Origin of the sequence: Actinomadura barringtoniae, assembly GCF_017573505.1 — a bacterium.
GTDB lineage: Bacteria > Actinomycetota > Actinomycetes > Streptosporangiales > Streptosporangiaceae > Spirillospora > Spirillospora barringtoniae.
In genome coordinates this window covers 229,676-247,237 of the sequence record NZ_JAGEOJ010000011.1, presented here as the reverse complement: position 1 = coordinate 247,237, position 17,562 = coordinate 229,676, and the positions used below count along the sequence as shown (strand labels likewise).

Sequence of the window (17,562 nt, the reverse complement as noted above, 5' to 3'; positions counted from 1 at the left end):
GGCGGCGCTGACGACGAATGATGCGAACTGTTAGAAGATCCTTGACGGGTGCTTCGTTCACGCTTTAAATCAGGTCGTGAAATAAAGCGTGAACTAAGTGGGGGCTCACGCTTCGGGCACGCTTCACGCTCGTGAGGAGCCGCGCATGCGTCCGTTCCCACCCCTCCGATCCCTCTCCCCTCGTCCCTGGTCGGCGGCCCTCGGCGGGCTGCTGCTCGGCGCCGCCGTCGCCTGGCCGGGTTCCCTTCCGGCAACGGCGAGCACGGCGGCGAGCACGGCCGCCAAGCCGGCGCCACGCGTTGCGGCATGCGGCACCAGCGATGCCGCGCAGAACAAGCCCGCCACGGCGTCGTCCACCGAGAGCGGCGCGTTCGCCGCCTCGGCCGCGGTCGACGGCAACGCGGCGACGCGCTGGTCGAGCGCGTTCAGCGATCCCCAATGGCTGCAGGTCGACCTCGGCAGCCGCCAGGACGTGTGCCAGGTGACGCTGGCCTGGGAGGCCGCCTACGGCAAGGCCTTCCAGATCCAGGTCTCCGACGACGCGGCCAACTGGACGACGATCTACTCGACGGTCTCCGGCACCGGCGGCACCCAGACGCTCAACGTGTCCGGGACCGGCCGTTACGTCCGCATGTATGGGACGGCCCGAGGCACCGGTTACGGCTACTCGCTCTGGAGCTTCTCGGTCTACACCGGCTCGGGCAGCAGCCTGCCGGGCGGCGGCGACCTCGGGCCGAACGTGCTCGTGTTCGACCCGTCGATGCCCGCGGGCGACATCCAGAGCCGCCTGGACTCGGTCTTCAAGCAGCAGGAGAGCGCGCAGTTCGGCACCGGCCGGTACGCGCTGATGTTCAAGCCGGGCAGCTACAACGTCAACGCCAACATCGGCTTCTACACCTCGATCGCGGGCCTCGGCCGCAACCCCGACGACGTCACGATCAACGGCGCCGTCAACGTGGACGCGGGCTGGTTCAACGGCAACGCCACGCAGAACTTCTGGCGGTCCGCCGAGAACCTGTCGATCACCCCGTCCGGCGGCATGGACCGGTGGGCGGTCTCGCAGGCCGCGCCGTTCCGCCGCATCCACGTGCGCGGCAACCTCAACCTGGCGCCGACCGGCTACGGCTGGGCGAGCGGCGGCTACATCGCCGACTCCAAGATCGACGGCCAGGTACAGCCGTACTCGCAGCAGCAGTGGCTCACCCGGGACAGCCAGATCGGCGGCAACCTGAACGGCGTCTGGAACCAGGTGTTCTCGGGCGTCATCGGGGCGCCCGCGCAGAGCTTCCCGAACCCGCCGTACACCACGCTCGACACGAGCCCGGTGACCAGGGAGAAGCCGTACCTGTACGTGGACTCGGGCGGGGCGTACAACGTCTTCGTCCCGTCGCTGCGTCACAACACGCGCGGCACGTCCTGGTCGGGCGGCTCGACGCCCGGCTCGTCGCTGCCGCTGAGCCAGTTCTACGTGGCCAAGCCCGGCGTCACGGCCGCCACGCTGAACGCGGCGCTGGCGCAGGGCCTGAACCTGCTGTTCACGCCCGGCGCCTACCACCTCAACCAGACGCTGAACGTGACGCGGCCCGACGCGGTCGTGCTCGGCCTCGGCTACCCGACGCTGATCCCCGACAACGGCGTCACCCCGATGAGCGTCGCCGACGTGAACGGGGTCAAGCTGGCCGGTCTGCTGTTCGACGCGGGCACGACCAACTCGCCGTCGCTGCTGCAGGTCGGGCCGAACGGGGCGAGCGCCGATCACGCCGGCGACCCCACCTCGATCCAGGACGTGTTCTTCCGGATCGGCGGCGCGGGCGCGGGCAAGGCGACGGGCAGCCTGGTGGTCAACAGCGACGACGTACTGATCGACCACATCTGGGCGTGGCGCGCCGACCACGGCACCGGCGTCGGCTGGACGGTCAACACCGCCGACAACGGGCTCACCGTGAACGGCGACGACGTCACCGCCTACGGGCTCTTCGTCGAGCACTACCAGAAGTACCAGGTCGTCTGGAACGGCAACGGCGGCAAAACGATCTTCTTCCAGAACGAGATGCCCTACGACCCGCCGAGCCAGTCGGCCTGGCGGAGCGATTCCAATGACGGCTACGCGGCCTACAAGGTCTCCGACTCGGTCACCACGCACGAGGGCTGGGGTCTCGGCTCGTACTGCTACTTCAACGTCAACCCCTCGATCGTCGCCGCGCGCGGGTTCGAGGTCCCGGCGCGATCCGGCGTGCGCTTCCACGACCTGCTCACCGTCTCGCTCGGCGGCAACGGCGTGATCTCGCACGTCATCAACAACACCGGAGGCCCGGCGCAGGGCACCGACACCGTCCCCTCCAACCTCGTCAGCTTCCCGTGAGCGGAGAGATCTTCATGAAGCGCCCTGCCGCGGCCGCGCTGTCGGTCCTCCTGGCCTTCTGCACCGGTGTCCTGGTGCTCACAGGCCTGCAGGGGACCGGCGGCGCGGCGGCGTGCGGCACCGCCGATGCCGCACTCAACCGCCCCGCCACCGCCTCGTCCGTCGAGAACGGCGCGTTCCCCGCGTCCGCCGCCGTCGACGGCAACGCGGGCACCCGCTGGTCCAGCGCGTTCAGCGACCCGCAGTGGATCCAGGTCGACCTCGGCAGCCGCCAGGAGGTGTGCCAGGTCGTCCTCAACTGGGAGGCCGCCTACGGGAAGTCGTTCCAGATCCAGGTCTCCGACAACGGCACCAGCTGGACCAGCATCTACTCCACCACCACCGGCACGGGCGGCGCCCAGACGCTGAACGTCTCCGGCAGCGGACGCTACATCCGCATGTACGGAACGGTCCGTGGCCTGCCCTACGGCTACTCGCTGTGGAGCTTCGCCGTCCACACGACCGGCGGGACCACGCCGCCCACCGATGACTTCTGGGGCGACACCTCCACGATCCCTCCCGCGCACAACGTCCTCACGGTCAAGGTCCTCAACCGCACCAACGGCAAGTACCCCGACAACCAGGTGTTCTGGAGCTTCAACGGGCAGGTGCACTCGATCGCCGAGCAGCCCTACCTCGACATGCCCGCCAACTCCGCGGGCCGGATGTACTTCTATCTCGGCTCGGCCAACAGCCGCTACCAGGACTTCATCGAGTTCACGGTCGGCCCGGCGGTGTTCAACGGGAACACCACCAGGGTCGACGGGTTCGGGCTGAAGCTGGCGATGCGGCTGCACGCCAAGGACGGCTACGACACCGAGGTCGGTGAGGACCGGGCCACGTTCGCCGAGGACCGCAACGCGACCTTCCAGAAGTTCACCAACGAGGTCCCGGCCGAGTTCGACTCGCTGGCGCAGGTCGAGGCGCCGTACCGGATCCCCTCCCCCGGCAACGCACCGATCTTCCAGCCGGGCGGCGCGCAGGCGAACTACTTCAACGCCTACGCCTCCAGCGTCGGCGTCTCCGCCACCTCGCAGCAGATCTTCGGCTGCGCGGGGCCGCTGTCGCAGAGCGCGGGCATGTGCTCGGCCCTCAACCGGCACGTCGCCCACCTGCCGCAGTCCCAGTGGTCGGATCCGGCGCAGTTCTACAAGGCCGCGCCGGCCAACTACTACGCCAAGTTCTGGCACGACCACGCGCTCAACAAGCTCGCGTACGGGTTCCCGTACGACGACTACGCCGGACAGTCCTCGTTCATCTCGCACGGCGACCCCCAGTACCTGCTGGTGGCCGTCGGCTGGTAGCCCCCTAGAACGAAAGACCCCTCGGAGCCTCAATGACCGCCGCACTCCGGCGGCGAGGCGGCGTGAGCCTGCCCGCTTTCGTGGCAGCGCTCACGCTGCTCGCCGCTCTCCTCACCGTGCCCGCGCACCCGGCGCGAGCAGCGACGCTGCTGTCCCTCGAGAAGCCATCGACCGCGTCGTCCACCGAGGGCGACGCCTTCCCCGCCTCGGCAGCCGTGGACGGCGACAACGGAACGCGCTGGTCCAGCGCGTTCAGCGATCCGCAGTGGATCCAGATCGACCTGGGCGGCAGCGCCGACATCAGCCAGGTCGTCCTCAACTGGGAGGCGGCGTACGGCAAGTCCTTCCAGATACAGGTCTCGGCGAACGCCTCCACCTGGACGACCATCTACTCCACCACCACCGGGACCGGCGGCACCCAGACGCTCAACGTCTCGGGCACCGGCCGCTACATCCGGATGAACGGGACCGAGCGCGCGACCGGCTACGGCTACTCTCTCTGGGAGTTCTCGGTCTACGGCACGTCCGGCGGCACGGGCCCGCCGCCGACCGGCACGCCGATCTCGGCGTTCAAGCAGGTCGCGGCGTCCTCCTCGGAGGGTGGCAACGCGCCCGCCGCCGCGCTGGACGGGCGCACCAACACCCGCTGGTCCAGCGAGTCCAGCGACGACCAGTGGTTGCGCGTCGACTTCGGCGCCACCGCGACCATCACCGGCGTGAGCATCAACTGGGAGAACGCCTACGCCACCGGCTACCGCCTGGAGGTGTCCGACAACGGTTCGGACTGGTCGACGATCTACTCGACGACCAGCGGCAAGGGCGGGATCGAGAACCTCACCGTCTCCGGCAAGGGCCGCTACATCCGCTTCCACGGAACGGCCCGCGCCACCGGCTACGGCTACTCGTTCTGGGAGTTCCAGGTCTTCGGAACGCCCGGCAGCCCGCCGTCCACGCCGCCGCTGCTGTCGGGCCCGGCCAAGGCGCCGGGCACCACCGGCCAGTTCGCGCTGAATTCGCCCGCCGACAAGGCGATGATCACCGACACCCGGCGTCCCGCCCTGTCGTGGGCGGGCGTGTCGGGCGCCGCGCACTACGAGGTGTGGCTGAACGTCAGCCGCACCGACTACGACTTCACCGCGTCCGGCTCGCTGCTGGACCTCTACACCAAGGTCGCCGAGCCGACCGGCACCGACTACACGCCGTCGTGGGACATCAGCGACCGCTGGACCTACAAGTGGTACGTCGTCGCGGTCAGCGGCTCCGGCACCCGGACAACCTCGTCGATCCGCACGTTCAGCGTCTACCTGCCGGACATCGAGACTGCAGACGACGGCGTGAACATCGTCGGCGGCGCCCGCGACCTGGACAAGAACGGGACGATCGAGCCCTACGAGGACTGGCGGCGTCCCGTGGACGCCAGGGTCGCCGACCTGCTCGGACGCATGACGCCCGAGGAGAAGGCGTACCAGATGTTCTACAACGCCCAGACCTACAACAGGTCGGGCTGGCACTTCGGTCCCGCGCAGCCGAACGACCTGAACACCGTGCTGCGCAACGCGTCCGGCACCCGGCTGGGCATCCCGCCGGTCTCCGCGGGCGACACCATCGCCGGCTACCAGACCACCTATCCGCTGCAGAGCGCGCTCGCCGCGGGCAAGGACTATCCGCTGGACTACAAGCTCGGTGAGATGCAGCGCCGCGAGGAGCTGGAGGTCGGGGCGCGCGGCGTCCTCGGCCCGCTCGCCGAGGTCGGCACCAAGGTCCTGTATCCGCGCATCCAGGAGGGCAACGGCGAGAACGCCGACGTCGCCGCCGCCCAGGTCCGTGCCCTGGTCTCAGGCCTTCAGGGCGGCCCCGAGCTGAACCCCGGCTCCGTCCTGGCGACCGTCAAGCACTGGCCAGGCGAGGGCGCCGGCGGCGAGGCGGGCATCACCTACGACGGCGTGACGATCAAGTACCACATGATCCCGTGGAAGGCCGCGCTGGACGCCGGGGCGGTCAACATCATGCCGGGCTACGCGGGCAGCTCGTACCTCGACCCGGGCGGCCCGGGCGCGGGCAACAGCGCCAAGATCCTGGCGTACCTGCGCACCAACCTCGGCTACACCGGCCTGATCACCACCGACTGGCTGCCGTCCGGCGCCTGGGTGAGCGCGGCCAACGCGGGCTCGGACGTGATGGGCGGCGCCGACCCAGGCGCGTCCGGCTTCACCATGGCCGACTTCCTGGCCAACGTCCCGATCGCGCGGATCAACGACGCGGTCACCCGGATCCTCAAGCTGAAGTTCCAGCTCGGCGTCTTCGAGCACCCCTACGGGGACCCGGTGAACGGCCCGTACCGCTTCCACCAGCCGTCCTACACCGCGCTCGCCGACCAGGCCGCGCGCGAGTCCATCACCGTCCTGAAGAACGACAACGTCCTGCCGCTCAGGCTGAGCTCCGGCGACAACATCGTCGTGGCGGGACCGCGCGCCACCGACGGCGGCGCGTGCTGCATCTGGACGAGCTACTTCCATCAGGAGTACGGCTCGCAGACCCTTCTCGACGCGATCAAGTCCCGCGCGTCCAAGGCCGGAGTGAACGTCTACCAGGACAGCGGTCCCTCCCCCAAGCTCGCCATCGTCGCGGTGGGCGAGCCGTCCTACACGCACGCGACCTCATGGGTGAAGGAGAAGCCCTACCTGCCGCCCGACCAGCTGGCCGTCATCCAGAACTTCAAGAACCAGAACATCCCCGTGGTCGTGGTGATGGACCTGCCCCGGCCGACCGTGATCACCGAATGGCGTGACCTGGCGTCCGCGATCGTCATGACGTACCGAGGCGGCGAGGAGGTGGGTCCCGCCACGGCGAGCCTGCTCTTCGGCGACTACGCGCCCCGCGGCAAGCTGCCCTGGCAGCTCCCCCGCAGCGTCGACCAGGTCCTCAAGCCCGGCGGCACCGACGTCCCCGAGGACGCCGTCGAGGACTGGAACATCCCCTACGACCTGGGCGCGACCGCCGCCCAGCGCACCGACATCCGCGGTCACATCGACGCGGGCACCACCATCCCGACCACCTACGGAGATCCCCTCTACCCCTACGGCGCGGGCATCCAGTCCTGGCCCGCCTCCGCCAAACGCAAGTAGAACCAACCGCAAGGAGAACCACTCATCCCGTGGCCCGGCCACCGTCGCGCACGCCGGGCCACGGGATGCGCCCTTCGTCCCGCCCCTAAGCTGCCGCCATGAACGTCACGGTGAACCGCAGCAGCGTGGCGGCGGGAGACGACGCCATCCCGCACGACGAGGTCGTGGAGGTGGCGCCCGACGTTCCGCTGAGCAAAGTGGTCGCCGACCTCCTGGCCCGCTACTACCTGGCCACGATCGTGGGCGGCCAGGCGACCTGGATCCTGGAGAGCGACCGGCCGCTGGCCGTGGTGGCCCAGCAGTGGCAGCGGCCGCGCTACCTCGTCGACCCGGATCTCCCGATCAGCTCGTTCGAGGTGGACGGGCGAGGGGTCTCGCTGATGTTCCGCTACTGGCTCCAGAACGACCCTGATCACGTCTTCGACGAGCTGGCGGCCGGTCGCCGGCCCCCGCGGCGGCCCTAGCGTCTGAGATCATGGGGGCAGGCTCCGGATCAGACGTCAGGGAGGACGTTATGGCCAAGAGCTACCGGCCGAGTTCGCTGGGCCGCCTGCGGGACGGGCTGATGGCGTTCGCGCTGCGCAAGGGCGTCGGTCCGCCCGGCATCTACCTGCTCACCGTCGCCGGCCGCAAGACCGGGACCCCGCGCAGCACGCCCGTCGCCCCGCATGAGCACGGCGGGGAGCGGTGGCTCGTGGCGCCGTACGGGGAGGTCGGCTGGGTCCGCAACGCGCGGGCGGCCGGCAAGGTGACGCTGCAGCGGGGCAAGAAGATCGAGACGCTCAAGGTCACCGAACTGACGACGGTCGACCAGGCCGCACCCGTTCTGAAGCGCTACCTGGCCGAGCATCCACGGACCGTCGGCGCCTACTTCGACGTCCGCAAGGACGCCACGCTGGAACAGTTCGAGTACGAGGCCGAGAAGGGCGAGCACCCGGTCTTCAAGCTCGAGAGCGAGGCCGCGGGCTAGGGCGGCGTCAGCACGAGCGACGCGTGGTGGCCGCCGAAGCCGAAGGAGTTCGACAGCACCGGCGCCACCGGGATCTCGCGCGGGCCGCCGTGGACGACGTCGATCCGGTCGGTGCCGCCGGTGAAGTTGGCCGTCGGCGGAACGAGGCCGTCGGCAGCGCTCATCAGCGCGATGACGGCCTCGAACGCGCCGCACGCGCCGAGGAGGTGGCCGGTCACGCCCTTGGTGGCCGTCACGGGCGGCGACGAGGCGAAGAAGCGCTCGATCGCGGCCACCTCCGCGTTGTCGTTGGCGGGCGTGGCGGTGGCGTGGGCGTTGACGTGGCCGATCTCGTCCGCGCCGAGGTCGGCGTCCTCCAGGGCGCGGCGCATGCACTCGGCGGCGACCAGGCCGTCCTCGCGCGGGGTCACGATGTGCGCGCCGTCGGACGCGGCGGCGTAGCCGCTGATCTCGCCGTAGATCCGCGCGCCGCGTGCGGCGGCGCGGTCGGCCCGTTCCAGCGTGAGGAACGCGGCGCCCTCCCCCATCACGAACCCGTCCTGGTCGGGGTCGAAGGGCCGGCTGGCCGCGCCGGGATCCTCGCGGCGGCGCGACAGCGCGCCCAGGCGCGCGAACGCGGCGACGACGAAGGGCGTCAGCAGGGCGTCCACTCCCCCGGCGATCGCCGCGTCGATGCGGCCCGAACGGATCGCCAGGGCCGCCTCGCCGAGCGCGGTGGCGCCGCTCGCGCACGCGGCGGCCAGTGTCAGGCAGGGGCCGCGATGACCGTGCCGGATGGAGATCTGCGCGGCGGCCGCGTTCGCCATTATGGTCGGCACGGTCGGGACCGGGACCTTGTTCAGGGTGCCCGCGTGCTCGTGCCCGCCGAGGGCGATGATGGACGCCAGGTTGGCGGAGGCGGTGCCGACGTACGTCCCGCGGCGCAGCGGGTCGTCACCGGAGAAGCCCGGCCCGGCCGCCGTGATCGCCTCGTCGGCGGCGGCGATCGCCAGCTGGGCGGCGCGGTCCAGCCGCCTGCGCTCGACCTTGCTGAGGCCGGACTCGAAGTCGCGCACCGCGCACCCGAACGTGACCGGCAGCCCCGCGTCCAGCAGTTCGGGCAGATGCGCGGCCTGGCCCTTCCCCGACGTCACGGTCGCGTAGGCCTCCGAAGGGTCGTTTCCGGCCGGGCTCCTCACGCCCATGCCGGTCACCACCACTCGGGGTGTTCCATCGGGCCGCTGCATCCGCCACCTCGTGATCTCGCCGGGGACGAGGTGACGCTAGCGGCGGGGCCGGGCCGGGCACTTGTAGCGGTGCGCGCCGGTCTGCCCGCACGGTTTGTCAGGTGCGGACAGAAGGACGAACCATTGCAGGCAGACCCGTATACCAATGCGTTTCACCCCTGTCACTCAAGGCGCGAGCCGCGCCTGGCGGCGTCGCGTTCCTGGATCAGCCGGGCCATCTCGTGCTTGATCTGGTCGAGGAAGGCGTCCACCTCGTCCATCGCGTATCCGGGCAGCAGCCGCCTCGTGCTGAAGCGCTGGTTCTGTACGGCCTCGGGGGTGAGCCTCAGGTGAAGGTCGTCGTTCATGGGCCCTTCTCCTAGCACGCGCCGCGACGCGTGGGCGGTGATTCGTGTGGAGGTGTTGCGAACGCGCCTATTCGCGGGCGCCGGATGCGCACGTGGTGAGTAGGCACGCCCGCCGCGCCCCGGATCTGGGGCACGGCGGGCGTTCGCGCTACTTGCCCGCGAGGGCGAGCTCGGGGTCCTGCTCCCCGGCCGGGGGCTCGGCGCCCGGCTTGGACAGCGCGCTCGGCCACCACATCCGGCGGCCGACGTCCAGCGTGAGCGCGGTGACCAGCACCGACCGGACGATGAGGGTGTCCAGCAGCACGCCGAACGCGACCGTGAAGCCGAGCTCGGCCGCGAACACCATCGGCATCGAGCCGAGCGCGGCGAACGTGCCCGCGAGCACCAGGCCCGCCGAGGTGATGACGCCGCCGGTGGCCGACAGCCCCGCCAGCGCTCCGCGCCGGGTGCCGTGCAGCATGGCCTCCTCCCTGACCCGGGTGACCAGGAAGATGTTGTAGTCGATCCCGAGCGCGACCAGGAAGACGAAGGCCATCAGCGGGAACGAGGCGTCCATCCCGCCGAACTTGAACACGTGCTCGAACATCAGCACGCTCACGCCGAGGGCCGCGCCGAACGACAGCACGACCGTTCCCATCAGCAGCAGCGGCGCGACGACCGCGCGCAGCAGCAGCGCGAGGATGAGGAACACCACGACCAGCACGACCGGGATGATCACCTTGGAGTCGCGGGCCGCCGCGTTCTCCATGTCGAGCGTGATCGCCGTGCCGCCGCCGAGCCGCGCCTCCGCGCCGGAGATGCCGTGCACCGCCGTACGGGCCTTCTTGACGGTGTCCATCGCGGGCTTGCTGTTGGGCGCGTCCTTCAGCGTCGCGAGGATGAACGCGTCGCCGTTCTTCAGGATCGGCTGCTCGACCGCGACGACGCCGGGGACGCCCTGCAGCGTGGTCTTCACCTGGTCGGCCGCCGAGGCCTTGGCGACGACGTAGATCGGGTCGCCCGACCCGGCCGGGAAGTGCGCGGCCTGGATCTCCTCGCCGACGACGGCCTGTGTCTTCTTGGTGAACTGGTCCTTCTGCGGGATGCCGTCGGCCTTCATGCCGACCAGGCCGATCGACAGCGCGGCCAGCACCACTGCGGTGCCGATCCACACCAGGCGCGGGCGGGCCGCGACGCGGGCGCCGACGCGCGTCCAGAGGCCGTCGGAGGTCGGCTCCGGCGAGCCGTACGAGGGACGCTTCGGCCAGAAGATCCAGCGGCCGAAGATGACCAGCAGGGCGGGCATCAGGGTGACCATCGCGAGCAGGCCGACCAGGATGCCGATCGCGCAGACCGGGCCGAGGCCCTTGGTCGAGTTGAGCGTCGCGAGCATCAGGACCATGAGGCTGATCGCGACCGTGGCGGCACTGGCGACGATCGCCGGGCCGGAACGGTGCAGGGCCTCGGCCATCGCCTCGTGCCGGTCCTCGTGCCGCCGCAGTTCCTCGCGGTACCGGGCGATGAGCAGCAGCGCGTAGTCGGTCGCCGCCCCGAACACCAGCACGGTGATGATGAACGCCGACTGCGCGTTGACCGTGAGGCCCGCGTGCTTGGCGAGCAGGTAGACCACCGCCTCGGCGCCGAACAGCGCCCCGCCCGCGGTGAGCAGCGGCAGCAACCACAGCAACGGGCTGCGATAGGTGAACAGCAGGATGACGATGACCACCACGGCGGTGATCAGTCCCAGCGAGTTCCCCTGGGTGAAGATCTTGCCCGAGTCCGCCGCGTAGCCGCCCATGCCCGTGACGTGGACGCCCAGCCCGCCGGAATTGCCCTTGGCGATGTCGAGCATCTTGTCGACGGCCTTGGTCGCGCCCGCCCAGCCCTCCGAGCCGAGCTTGATCGTCACGACCGTCTGCAGCGCCTTGCCGTCCTTGGACGGCACCGGCCCCTGTACGGCACCTTCCACGTCCTTGACGCCCTTGAACGCGACGGCGTCGGCCTTGGCCTTGGTCAGGTCGGCCGGGGTGACGCTGCCGGCCCGGTCGTAGATCACGACCGCCGGCATCGTGTCGCTGGGCTGGAACGTGGCGGCCTGGTCGAGCACCTTGGTCGCCTCGGCGTCCTTGGGCAGCCACGCCGACATGTCGTTCTTCTCGACGTCCCCGAGCTTCCCGGCGAACGCGAACGCCGGTATCAGGAGGGCGATCCAGACGCCCAGAATGATCCATTTGGCCCACCGACCACTCGGCAAGGCCGCTACTCTGCGTATCACGTGGGGGGTTCCTCCGTTAGCGAGCGTTCAGCATGCTGATGGTTAGCTTAAGTACGCTGGTGTCACCGCAGTCCACCGACCCCTGTTACTTCCTGATGAACGATGTCTGACCAGTCGCGATCCCACCCCGCCAACGAACTGGCGACCTGGCACACCGGCAAGCTCCTCACCGCGGCCGCCCGGCTCGTCGAACACGCCTTCGACGCCGGGATCGCCGAGCTCGGTGTCACGCACGCCGGAATCCGCATTCTCGACGCCCTGAACGAGGACGCGATCACTCAGCGTGAGCTCGCCGGGCGGTGCGGCGTCCAGGACCAGACGATCAGCCGCACCATCGACGGCCTGGAGCGGGACGGGCTGGTCATGCGCCACCGCGACCCGGGCGACCGGCGCCGCGTCCTGGTCGAGCGCACCGAGGACGGCGCCCAGGTGCTGGAGCGGGCCCGTGAGGTCGCCGACAAGCGGCTCGGGACCCTCGACGAGGGCACGCCCGAGGACAGCGCCGCGGCGCGGCGGGTGCTGATCAACATCATCGAGCGCTACAGCGGCGGCCGCTGGGGCGGCTGCGGTCACTGAGTGGCCATGAGCCCATCGCCTCGATAACGCGGGGAAATATCGTATAAGTGGTCACCGGGCATTTACCACTCGGCCACTTCGGGAATGCCTTTCACAGCATCGATGCGTTCCCCCGCCGAAAGGCCGGTTCCACCCCACCGGCCGGTTCGAAAGGCCCCCGCATTGGGTCGACGTGCGACCCCCACCTCGCTGGTGGGATGCTTCGTCCTGCTCGTTTCGTATCTACTCGCCTTTCCGGCCGCACGGCCGGCAATGGCGGCGCAGGCGACCGTCGTCGCGGAAACAACGGTCGCTTCGCGCACCATCGATCTCACCATCCAGTCCCCCGCGATGAACGCACAGGAAAAGGTGCGGCTGCTCGTGCCGAATGGATGGTCGAAGACCTCCTCGCGCACCTGGCCGACGCTCTGGCTTCTGCACGGCGGCGCCGACGACTACACCGCCTGGACCCGTGAGACCGACGTCGCGTCCCTCACCGCCTCGTCGAACGTCATCGTCGTCATGCCCGAGGCCGGCCGGTGCGGCAACTACTCCGACTGGTGGAACTACGGCAACGGCGGCCCGCCCGCCTGGGAGACGTTCCACATGACCGAGCTGCGGCAGATCCTGGAGAGCCGGTACCGCGCCAGCACGGTGCGGGCGATCGCGGGCAACTCCATGGGCGGCCTCGGCACCATGGAGTACGCGGCCAGGTTCCGCGGCTCGTTCCGGATGGCCGCCGCGTTCAGCGGCTACCTGGACACCCTCCTCAACCACAAGCCCGGCGACGACTCCACCGGCTGGGGCCCGTCGTTCACCTGCCCGGGCACCGACTGGCGCCGTGTCTGGGGCGACCCGGACGACCAGGCCTCGATCTGGCACGCGCACAACCCGTACGACCTGGCCGACAGGCTGGCCGGCACCAAGCTGTGGGTGGCCGCCGGCAACGGCAAGACCGGGCCGCTCGGCGGCCTGCCGTTCACCGACCCGGTCGAGTCCGCCGCCAACGACAACGCCCGCGCGTTCGTCGGCCGGCTGAACGCTCTCGGCATCCCCGTGACGACGCGCTACTACGACGGGCAGCACAGCTGGCCGTACTGGCAGCGGGAGCTGCACAACGCCTACCCGGCCCTGCGCGCCTCCATCGGCGCCTGACGGCCAGGCTCCTACGACCCGTCAGCGGCTCGCGTAGTGCTCCGCGAGCCGCTCGGTCCGTTCCTTCGGCCACGGGCAGCGGATCTCGCCCATGACGGCCGCGAAGAACAGCTCCATGTGCACGTGCCACGCGGCGAGCGTGACCGGCAGCCGGTCGGCGGGCGGCAGCGTCTGCGTCAGCTCGGTGCGCACGCCGAGCCTGGGGTCGGAGACGATCTCCCAGCGCACCGTTCCGCCGTCCAGGGCCCGGTACTCCAGCACGTGCGGCGCATCGACCACGGTCAGCTCGCCCGCCGGGACGTAGTCGTTCACGGCGCGCGCCGGGGGCTCGCCGCCGACCTCGGGCGCGGAGCCCTCGACCAGCAGCTCCCAGACCTTCTCGGCCGGCTTCCAGACCAGGTCGCGGGCGAAGCGCACCTCGCTGCCCGACACCGCGCCCTCGCCGATGCCGAACTTCTCGATGTAGCCCTCCATCGGCGTGAGCCAGTCGGTGCGGGGCTCCACGGTCGTGCCGTCCAGTCCCGCGGCCAGCACGTCGAGGCAGGTGTCCCAGCCCGCGGCCGTACGGCCCGCACCGAGGCGTCCGACCGCGCCGCCGCCGAGGGTCTGCGTGAACACCAGCAGGCAGCCGTCGCCCTCGGGGATGATCTCGAAGCGCAGGACGTCGGCGTTCCAGCGGAACATGTACACCTTCGGCGGGTCGACCTCGAGCACCTCCCCGTCCCACGAGCCGTCCACGACCGCCTCCTCCGGGAAGGTGAAGCGCATGGGCGCGCCGGGGCGCAGCTCGGCCTCGACCGCCGTCGGGAACCAGCTCCCCATCTGGGCCGGGTCGCTCACGGCCCGCCACACCTTCGCGGGCGGGTGGGCGAGCCTGCGCTCGAAGCGCAGCGTCGGCTCTCCGTTCACCGTCTGCAGAATCGCGTCCTGAGTCATCACGAGTCCTCGATGTCGTCGTCCAGCTCGGCGTCGTCCGGCATGGCGTCCAGGTGCCGTTCGAGGGCGTCCAGGCTGGCGGACCAGAGGGCGCGGTAGGGCGCGAGCCACGCGTCGATTTCGGCCAGCGGCTCCAGGCGCAGCCGGTAGAGGCGGCGTTGCGCGTCGCGGCGGACCTCGACGAGCCCGGCCCCGCGCAGCACCTTCAGATGCTTGGACACCGTGGGCTGGCTCAGCGCCAGCCGTTCCACCAGCTCGCCGACCGGTTGTTCCCCGCCGCGCAGCAGATCCAGGATCTGCCGCCGCCGCGGCTCGGCCAGCACCTCGAACGTAGATGCCATGCCAGCAATATACCCAGCGAGGAATATAAGAAGTCAAGCGGCACCGGCTCCCGCCCGGCGCGGCGGCGGGAGCCGGTGCCAGTCCAGGTTGCTCAGGCGTCGGCAGCAGCTTCACCTGCATGACCAGCTTCACACCGCGAACGTAACCGGCAGCACCGACGAAATAGCCGGGTGCAACGTTCGTCCATAGGCCACAACCGGCCGGGTGGAACGCCCATGCCCCCGGCGGGGCATGGGCGTTCGCCGGTCAGGCCTCGGCGATGACCGCGTCCACGAGATGGCGCGGGACCTCGGCGTAACCGTCGAGCTGCATGGTGTAGCTCGCACGGCCCGAGGTACGGCCACGGAGGTCGCCGACATAGCCGAACATCTCCGCGAGCGGCACCACGGCGTCCAGAACGCGGGCGCCCGAGCGCTCACCCATTGCCCGGATGTGGCCACGGCGCGCGTTCAGGTCACCGATCACCTCGCCCATGTACTCCTCGGGCGTGGTGACCTCGACCGCCATGACGGGCTCCAGCAGCACCGGCGAGGCCAGGCGGGCGGCCTCCTTGAAGGCGAGGAGGCCGGCCTGGCGGAACGCCGGCTCCGAGGAGTCCTTCACGTGGAAGTCGCCGTCGAGCAGCGTGACCCGTACGCCCGTCATCTCGTACCCGGCCAGGATCCCGAACTGCAGGGCGTCCTGGCAGCCGGCGTCCACCGAAGGGATGAACTCCTTCGGGATGCGGCCGCCGGTGACCTCGTTCACGAATTCGTAGCCCTCCTCGATCGGCTCGAGCGCGATCTGGACCTTGGCGTACTGGCCCCTGCCTCCGTTCTGCTTCTTGTAGGTGTGGTCGTGGCCGGTCACCCGGCCGCGGATGGTCTCGCGATAGGCGACGCGCGGCCTGCCGACCGCGGCCTCGACCTTGAACTCGCGTTGCATCCGTTCGACCAGCAGCGACAGGTGGAGCTCGCCCATCCCGCCGATGACGGTCTGGCCGGTCTCCTTGTCGGTGTGCACCCGGAACGAGGGGTCCTCCTCGACGAGCCGCTGGATCGCCAGGCGGAGGCGCTCGCCGTCGCCGGACTCGATGGCGACCTCGAGGACCGGAGCCGGGAAGTCCATGGACTCCAGCACGACCGGCGTGCTCTCGTCGCACAGGGTCTCCCCGGTGGTGGTCTGTTTGAGGCCCATCACGACCACGATGTCGCCCGCGCCCGCCGACTCGACCGCCGCGCGCTTGTCGGCGTGCATGCGGTAGAGCTTGCCGATCCGCTCCCTGCGGCCCTTGACCGAGTTGAGCACCGAGGTGCCCGGCTCCATCCGGCCGGAGTAGATCCGCACGAACGTCAGCTTGCCCAGGTGCGGGTCGGTCGCGACCTTGAACGCCAGCGCGGCCAGCGGCTCATCGCCCGACGGCCGCGCCCCGCCCGCCACGTCGAGGGAAGGTAGCGGACGACCGCGTCGAGCAGCGGCTGGACGCCCCTGTTCTTGAACGCGGTGCCGCCGAGCACCGGGGTGGCCGTGCCCGCGATGGTGAGCCTGCGGATCGCCGCGTGCAGCGGCTCCTCGCCCGGCTCCACACCGTCGGCGAACAGGCGCATGACCTCCTCGTCGTGCTCGGCCACGGCCTCGACCAGCCGGGCCCGCCACTCGCGCGCCGCGTCGGCGTGCGAGTCCGGGACGTCGACGACCGCGAAGTCGTCGCCGGACTCCGGCCAGACGAACGCGCGCATGCCGACGAGGTCGACGACGCCCGTGAAGCCCGCCTCGGCCCCGATCGGCAACTGGACGACCAGCGGCACGGCGCCGAGCCGTTCACCGATCATCGCGGCGCAGCGCACGAAGTCGGCGCCGGCGCGATCGAGCTTGTTGACGAAGCAGATCCGCGGGACGCCGTAGCGGTCGGCCTGGCGCCACACCGTCTCCGACTGCGGCTCCACGCCCGCGACGGCGTCGAACACCGCCACCGCGCCGTCGAGCACGCGCAGGCAGCGCTCCACCTCGATGGTGAAGTCGACGTGCCCCGGCGTGTCGATGATCGTGACGGTATGGCCGTCCCAGTGGCAGGTGGTCGCCGCCGAGGTGATCGTGATCCCGTGTTCTCGCTCCTGGTCGGTGTAGTCCATCGTCGTGGTGCCGTCGTGGACTTCGCCGATCTTGTACGAGACGCCGGTGTAGTAGAGGATCCGCTCGGTCGTCGTCGTCTTGCCCGCATCGATGTGCGCCATGATCCCGATGTTGCGGACCTTGGTCAGGTCCTGACGGGTCGTGGTGGTCATGGCTGTGATTCCTTTCTCGATCCGATGGGATACGACGACCGGCCGTACGCGCCCACCAGTATCGAGTCGGAGATCACGCCACCGCACGCCATTTTTCGGGCATGCGGCCGTCACCGCCCGCGGCGAGGGATCAGTGGATCGGCATCGACGAGTGCGGGACGAAGCCTGCGGAGGGCGCGGTGATGGCCCAGCGCTCGTGGTCCCGCCAGGCGCCGTCGATGAAGAGGTAGTCGGGCGAGTAGCCCTCCTTGCGGAAGCCGGCCCGCGCGACCAGCCGGAGCGAGGCGTGGTTGGCGGGCTGGATGTTGGCCTCCAGGCGGTGCAGCCGCAGGTCCTCGAAGGCGTGGCGCAGCGCCAGCCGCATGCCCTCGGTCAGGTAGCCGCGCCCCGCGCTGGGCGCGAACGCCGCATAGCTGATCGTGGCGCCCTGGTAGCGGCCGCGGATGATCTCCTTGATGTTGATCATTCCGGCGGCGGCGCCCGAGTCGCGCAGGCAGACCAGCAGGCTCTCCGAGGACGCCGGGTCGAAGCCCGCGAGGAACGCGCGGAACCGCTCCGGCGTCGCGGGCAGGGACATCCAGGGATGGTGCAGTTCGGCGCTGTCGAGGACGAGCTTGACGAACTCGTCCTCGTCCTCGCCGGTCAGCGGGCGCAGCGTCACGCGCGAGCCGTCGTGGTCCATG

Annotated in this window: 13 protein-coding genes and 1 pseudogene; 7 read left to right on the top strand and 7 right to left on the bottom strand. The window is 70.2% G+C overall.

Annotation, left to right across the window (positions count from 1 at the left end):
- Window positions 1–145: 145 nt before the first annotated feature.
- The 5 genes from J4573_RS27220 to J4573_RS27200 all read left to right on the top strand — a co-directional run bounded on the left by J4573_RS27220 (window position 146) and on the right by J4573_RS27200 (window position 7,800).
- A complete protein-coding gene (locus J4573_RS27220) occupies window positions 146–2,362 on the top strand; it encodes a discoidin domain-containing protein (protein ID WP_208258697.1) in 2,217 nt (738 codons plus the stop codon).
- A 14-nt stretch (window positions 2,363–2,376) separates the two neighbouring features.
- Entirely contained in the window at window positions 2,377–3,705 is a 1,329-nt protein-coding gene (locus tag J4573_RS27215; protein ID WP_208258696.1) for a beta-1,3-glucanase family protein, read from the top strand.
- A 32-nt stretch (window positions 3,706–3,737) separates the two neighbouring features.
- Window positions 3,738–6,830, top strand: coding sequence for a discoidin domain-containing protein (locus J4573_RS27210; RefSeq protein WP_208258695.1), 3,093 nt, complete (start codon window positions 3,738–3,740; stop codon window positions 6,828–6,830).
- A 98-nt stretch (window positions 6,831–6,928) separates the two neighbouring features.
- Window positions 6,929–7,294: a hypothetical protein gene (locus tag J4573_RS27205; RefSeq protein WP_208258694.1), complete on the top strand. Its 366-nt coding sequence runs from the start codon at window positions 6,929–6,931 to the stop codon at window positions 7,292–7,294.
- 50 nt (window positions 7,295–7,344) lie between these two features.
- Window positions 7,345–7,800: a nitroreductase family deazaflavin-dependent oxidoreductase gene (locus tag J4573_RS27200; protein ID WP_208258693.1), complete on the top strand. Its 456-nt coding sequence runs from the start codon at window positions 7,345–7,347 to the stop codon at window positions 7,798–7,800.
- Here the strand turns inward: J4573_RS27200 and J4573_RS27195 are convergent.
- From J4573_RS27195 to J4573_RS27185, 3 genes are all read right to left on the bottom strand, one after another.
- Complete coding sequence (locus J4573_RS27195) at window positions 7,797–9,026, bottom strand: beta-ketoacyl-[acyl-carrier-protein] synthase family protein (RefSeq protein ID WP_208258692.1); 1,230 nt, start codon at window positions 9,024–9,026, stop codon at window positions 7,797–7,799. The genes J4573_RS27200 and J4573_RS27195 overlap by 4 nt on opposite strands.
- Before the next feature lie 161 nt (window positions 9,027–9,187).
- Window positions 9,188–9,373, bottom strand: a complete 186-nt coding sequence (locus tag J4573_RS27190; RefSeq protein WP_208258691.1) for a DivIVA domain-containing protein — start codon at window positions 9,371–9,373, stop codon at window positions 9,188–9,190.
- Window positions 9,374–9,521: 148 nt separating this feature from the next.
- Complete coding sequence (locus J4573_RS27185; RefSeq protein WP_243773625.1) at window positions 9,522–11,606, bottom strand: MMPL family transporter; 2,085 nt, start codon at window positions 11,604–11,606, stop codon at window positions 9,522–9,524.
- A 123-nt stretch (window positions 11,607–11,729) separates the two neighbouring features.
- On the opposite strand from J4573_RS27185, the gene J4573_RS27180 reads away from it, so the two are divergent.
- Window positions 11,730–12,203, top strand: coding sequence for a MarR family winged helix-turn-helix transcriptional regulator (locus J4573_RS27180; RefSeq protein WP_208258689.1), 474 nt, complete (start codon window positions 11,730–11,732; stop codon window positions 12,201–12,203).
- Between the two features lie 330 nt (window positions 12,204–12,533).
- The gene (locus tag J4573_RS27175; RefSeq protein ID WP_243773624.1) at window positions 12,534–13,337 is read left to right on the top strand and encodes an alpha/beta hydrolase; all 804 of its coding nucleotides are present in this window, start codon (window positions 12,534–12,536) and stop codon (window positions 13,335–13,337) included.
- Window positions 13,338–13,358: 21 nt separating this feature from the next.
- Here the strand turns inward: J4573_RS27175 and J4573_RS27170 are convergent, their stop codons facing one another.
- The 4 genes and pseudogenes from J4573_RS27170 to J4573_RS27155 form a co-directional block, all read right to left on the bottom strand.
- Window positions 13,359–14,273 carry an SRPBCC family protein gene (locus tag J4573_RS27170; RefSeq protein ID WP_208258688.1) on the bottom strand — a complete coding sequence of 305 codons (915 nt, stop codon included), beginning with the start codon at window positions 14,271–14,273 and terminating at the stop codon, window positions 13,359–13,361.
- Window positions 14,273–14,614, bottom strand: coding sequence for an ArsR/SmtB family transcription factor (locus J4573_RS27165; RefSeq protein ID WP_208258687.1), 342 nt, complete (start codon window positions 14,612–14,614; stop codon window positions 14,273–14,275). The genes J4573_RS27170 and J4573_RS27165 overlap by 1 nt, the downstream gene beginning before the upstream one ends.
- A gap of 247 nt (window positions 14,615–14,861) precedes the next feature.
- Window positions 14,862–16,879: pseudogene (gene fusA / locus J4573_RS27160) on the bottom strand (elongation factor G).
- A 130-nt stretch (window positions 16,880–17,009) separates the two neighbouring features.
- The gene (locus tag J4573_RS27155; protein WP_208258686.1) at window positions 17,010–17,561 is read right to left on the bottom strand and encodes a GNAT family N-acetyltransferase; all 552 of its coding nucleotides are present in this window, start codon (window positions 17,559–17,561) and stop codon (window positions 17,010–17,012) included.
- Between the last annotated feature and the right edge of the window lies 1 nt (window position 17,562).

Excerpts from the sequence above, each read along its gene's own strand:
- J4573_RS27200 (WP_208258693.1), top strand. The coding sequence starts at position 7,345 with ATGGCCAAGAGCTACCGGCCGAGTTCGCTGGGCCGCCTGCGGGACGGG.
- J4573_RS27220 (WP_208258697.1), top strand. The coding sequence starts at position 146 with ATGCGTCCGTTCCCACCCCTCCGATCCCTCTCCCCTCGTCCCTGGTCG.
- J4573_RS27190 (WP_208258691.1), bottom strand. The coding sequence starts at position 9,373 with ATGAACGACGACCTTCACCTGAGGCTCACCCCCGAGGCCGTACAGAAC.
- J4573_RS27180 (WP_208258689.1), top strand. The coding sequence starts at position 11,730 with ATGTCTGACCAGTCGCGATCCCACCCCGCCAACGAACTGGCGACCTGG.
- J4573_RS27205 (WP_208258694.1), top strand. The coding sequence starts at position 6,929 with ATGAACGTCACGGTGAACCGCAGCAGCGTGGCGGCGGGAGACGACGCC.
- J4573_RS27195 (WP_208258692.1), bottom strand. The coding sequence starts at position 9,026 with ATGCAGCGGCCCGATGGAACACCCCGAGTGGTGGTGACCGGCATGGGC.
- J4573_RS27170 (WP_208258688.1), bottom strand. The coding sequence starts at position 14,273 with ATGACTCAGGACGCGATTCTGCAGACGGTGAACGGAGAGCCGACGCTG.
- J4573_RS27165 (WP_208258687.1), bottom strand. The coding sequence starts at position 14,614 with ATGGCATCTACGTTCGAGGTGCTGGCCGAGCCGCGGCGGCGGCAGATC.
- J4573_RS27210 (WP_208258695.1), top strand. The coding sequence starts at position 3,738 with ATGACCGCCGCACTCCGGCGGCGAGGCGGCGTGAGCCTGCCCGCTTTC.
- J4573_RS27215 (WP_208258696.1), top strand. The coding sequence starts at position 2,377 with ATGAAGCGCCCTGCCGCGGCCGCGCTGTCGGTCCTCCTGGCCTTCTGC.
- J4573_RS27175 (WP_243773624.1), top strand. The coding sequence starts at position 12,534 with ATGAACGCACAGGAAAAGGTGCGGCTGCTCGTGCCGAATGGATGGTCG.
- J4573_RS27155 (WP_208258686.1), bottom strand. The coding sequence starts at position 17,561 with ATGGACCACGACGGCTCGCGCGTGACGCTGCGCCCGCTGACCGGCGAG.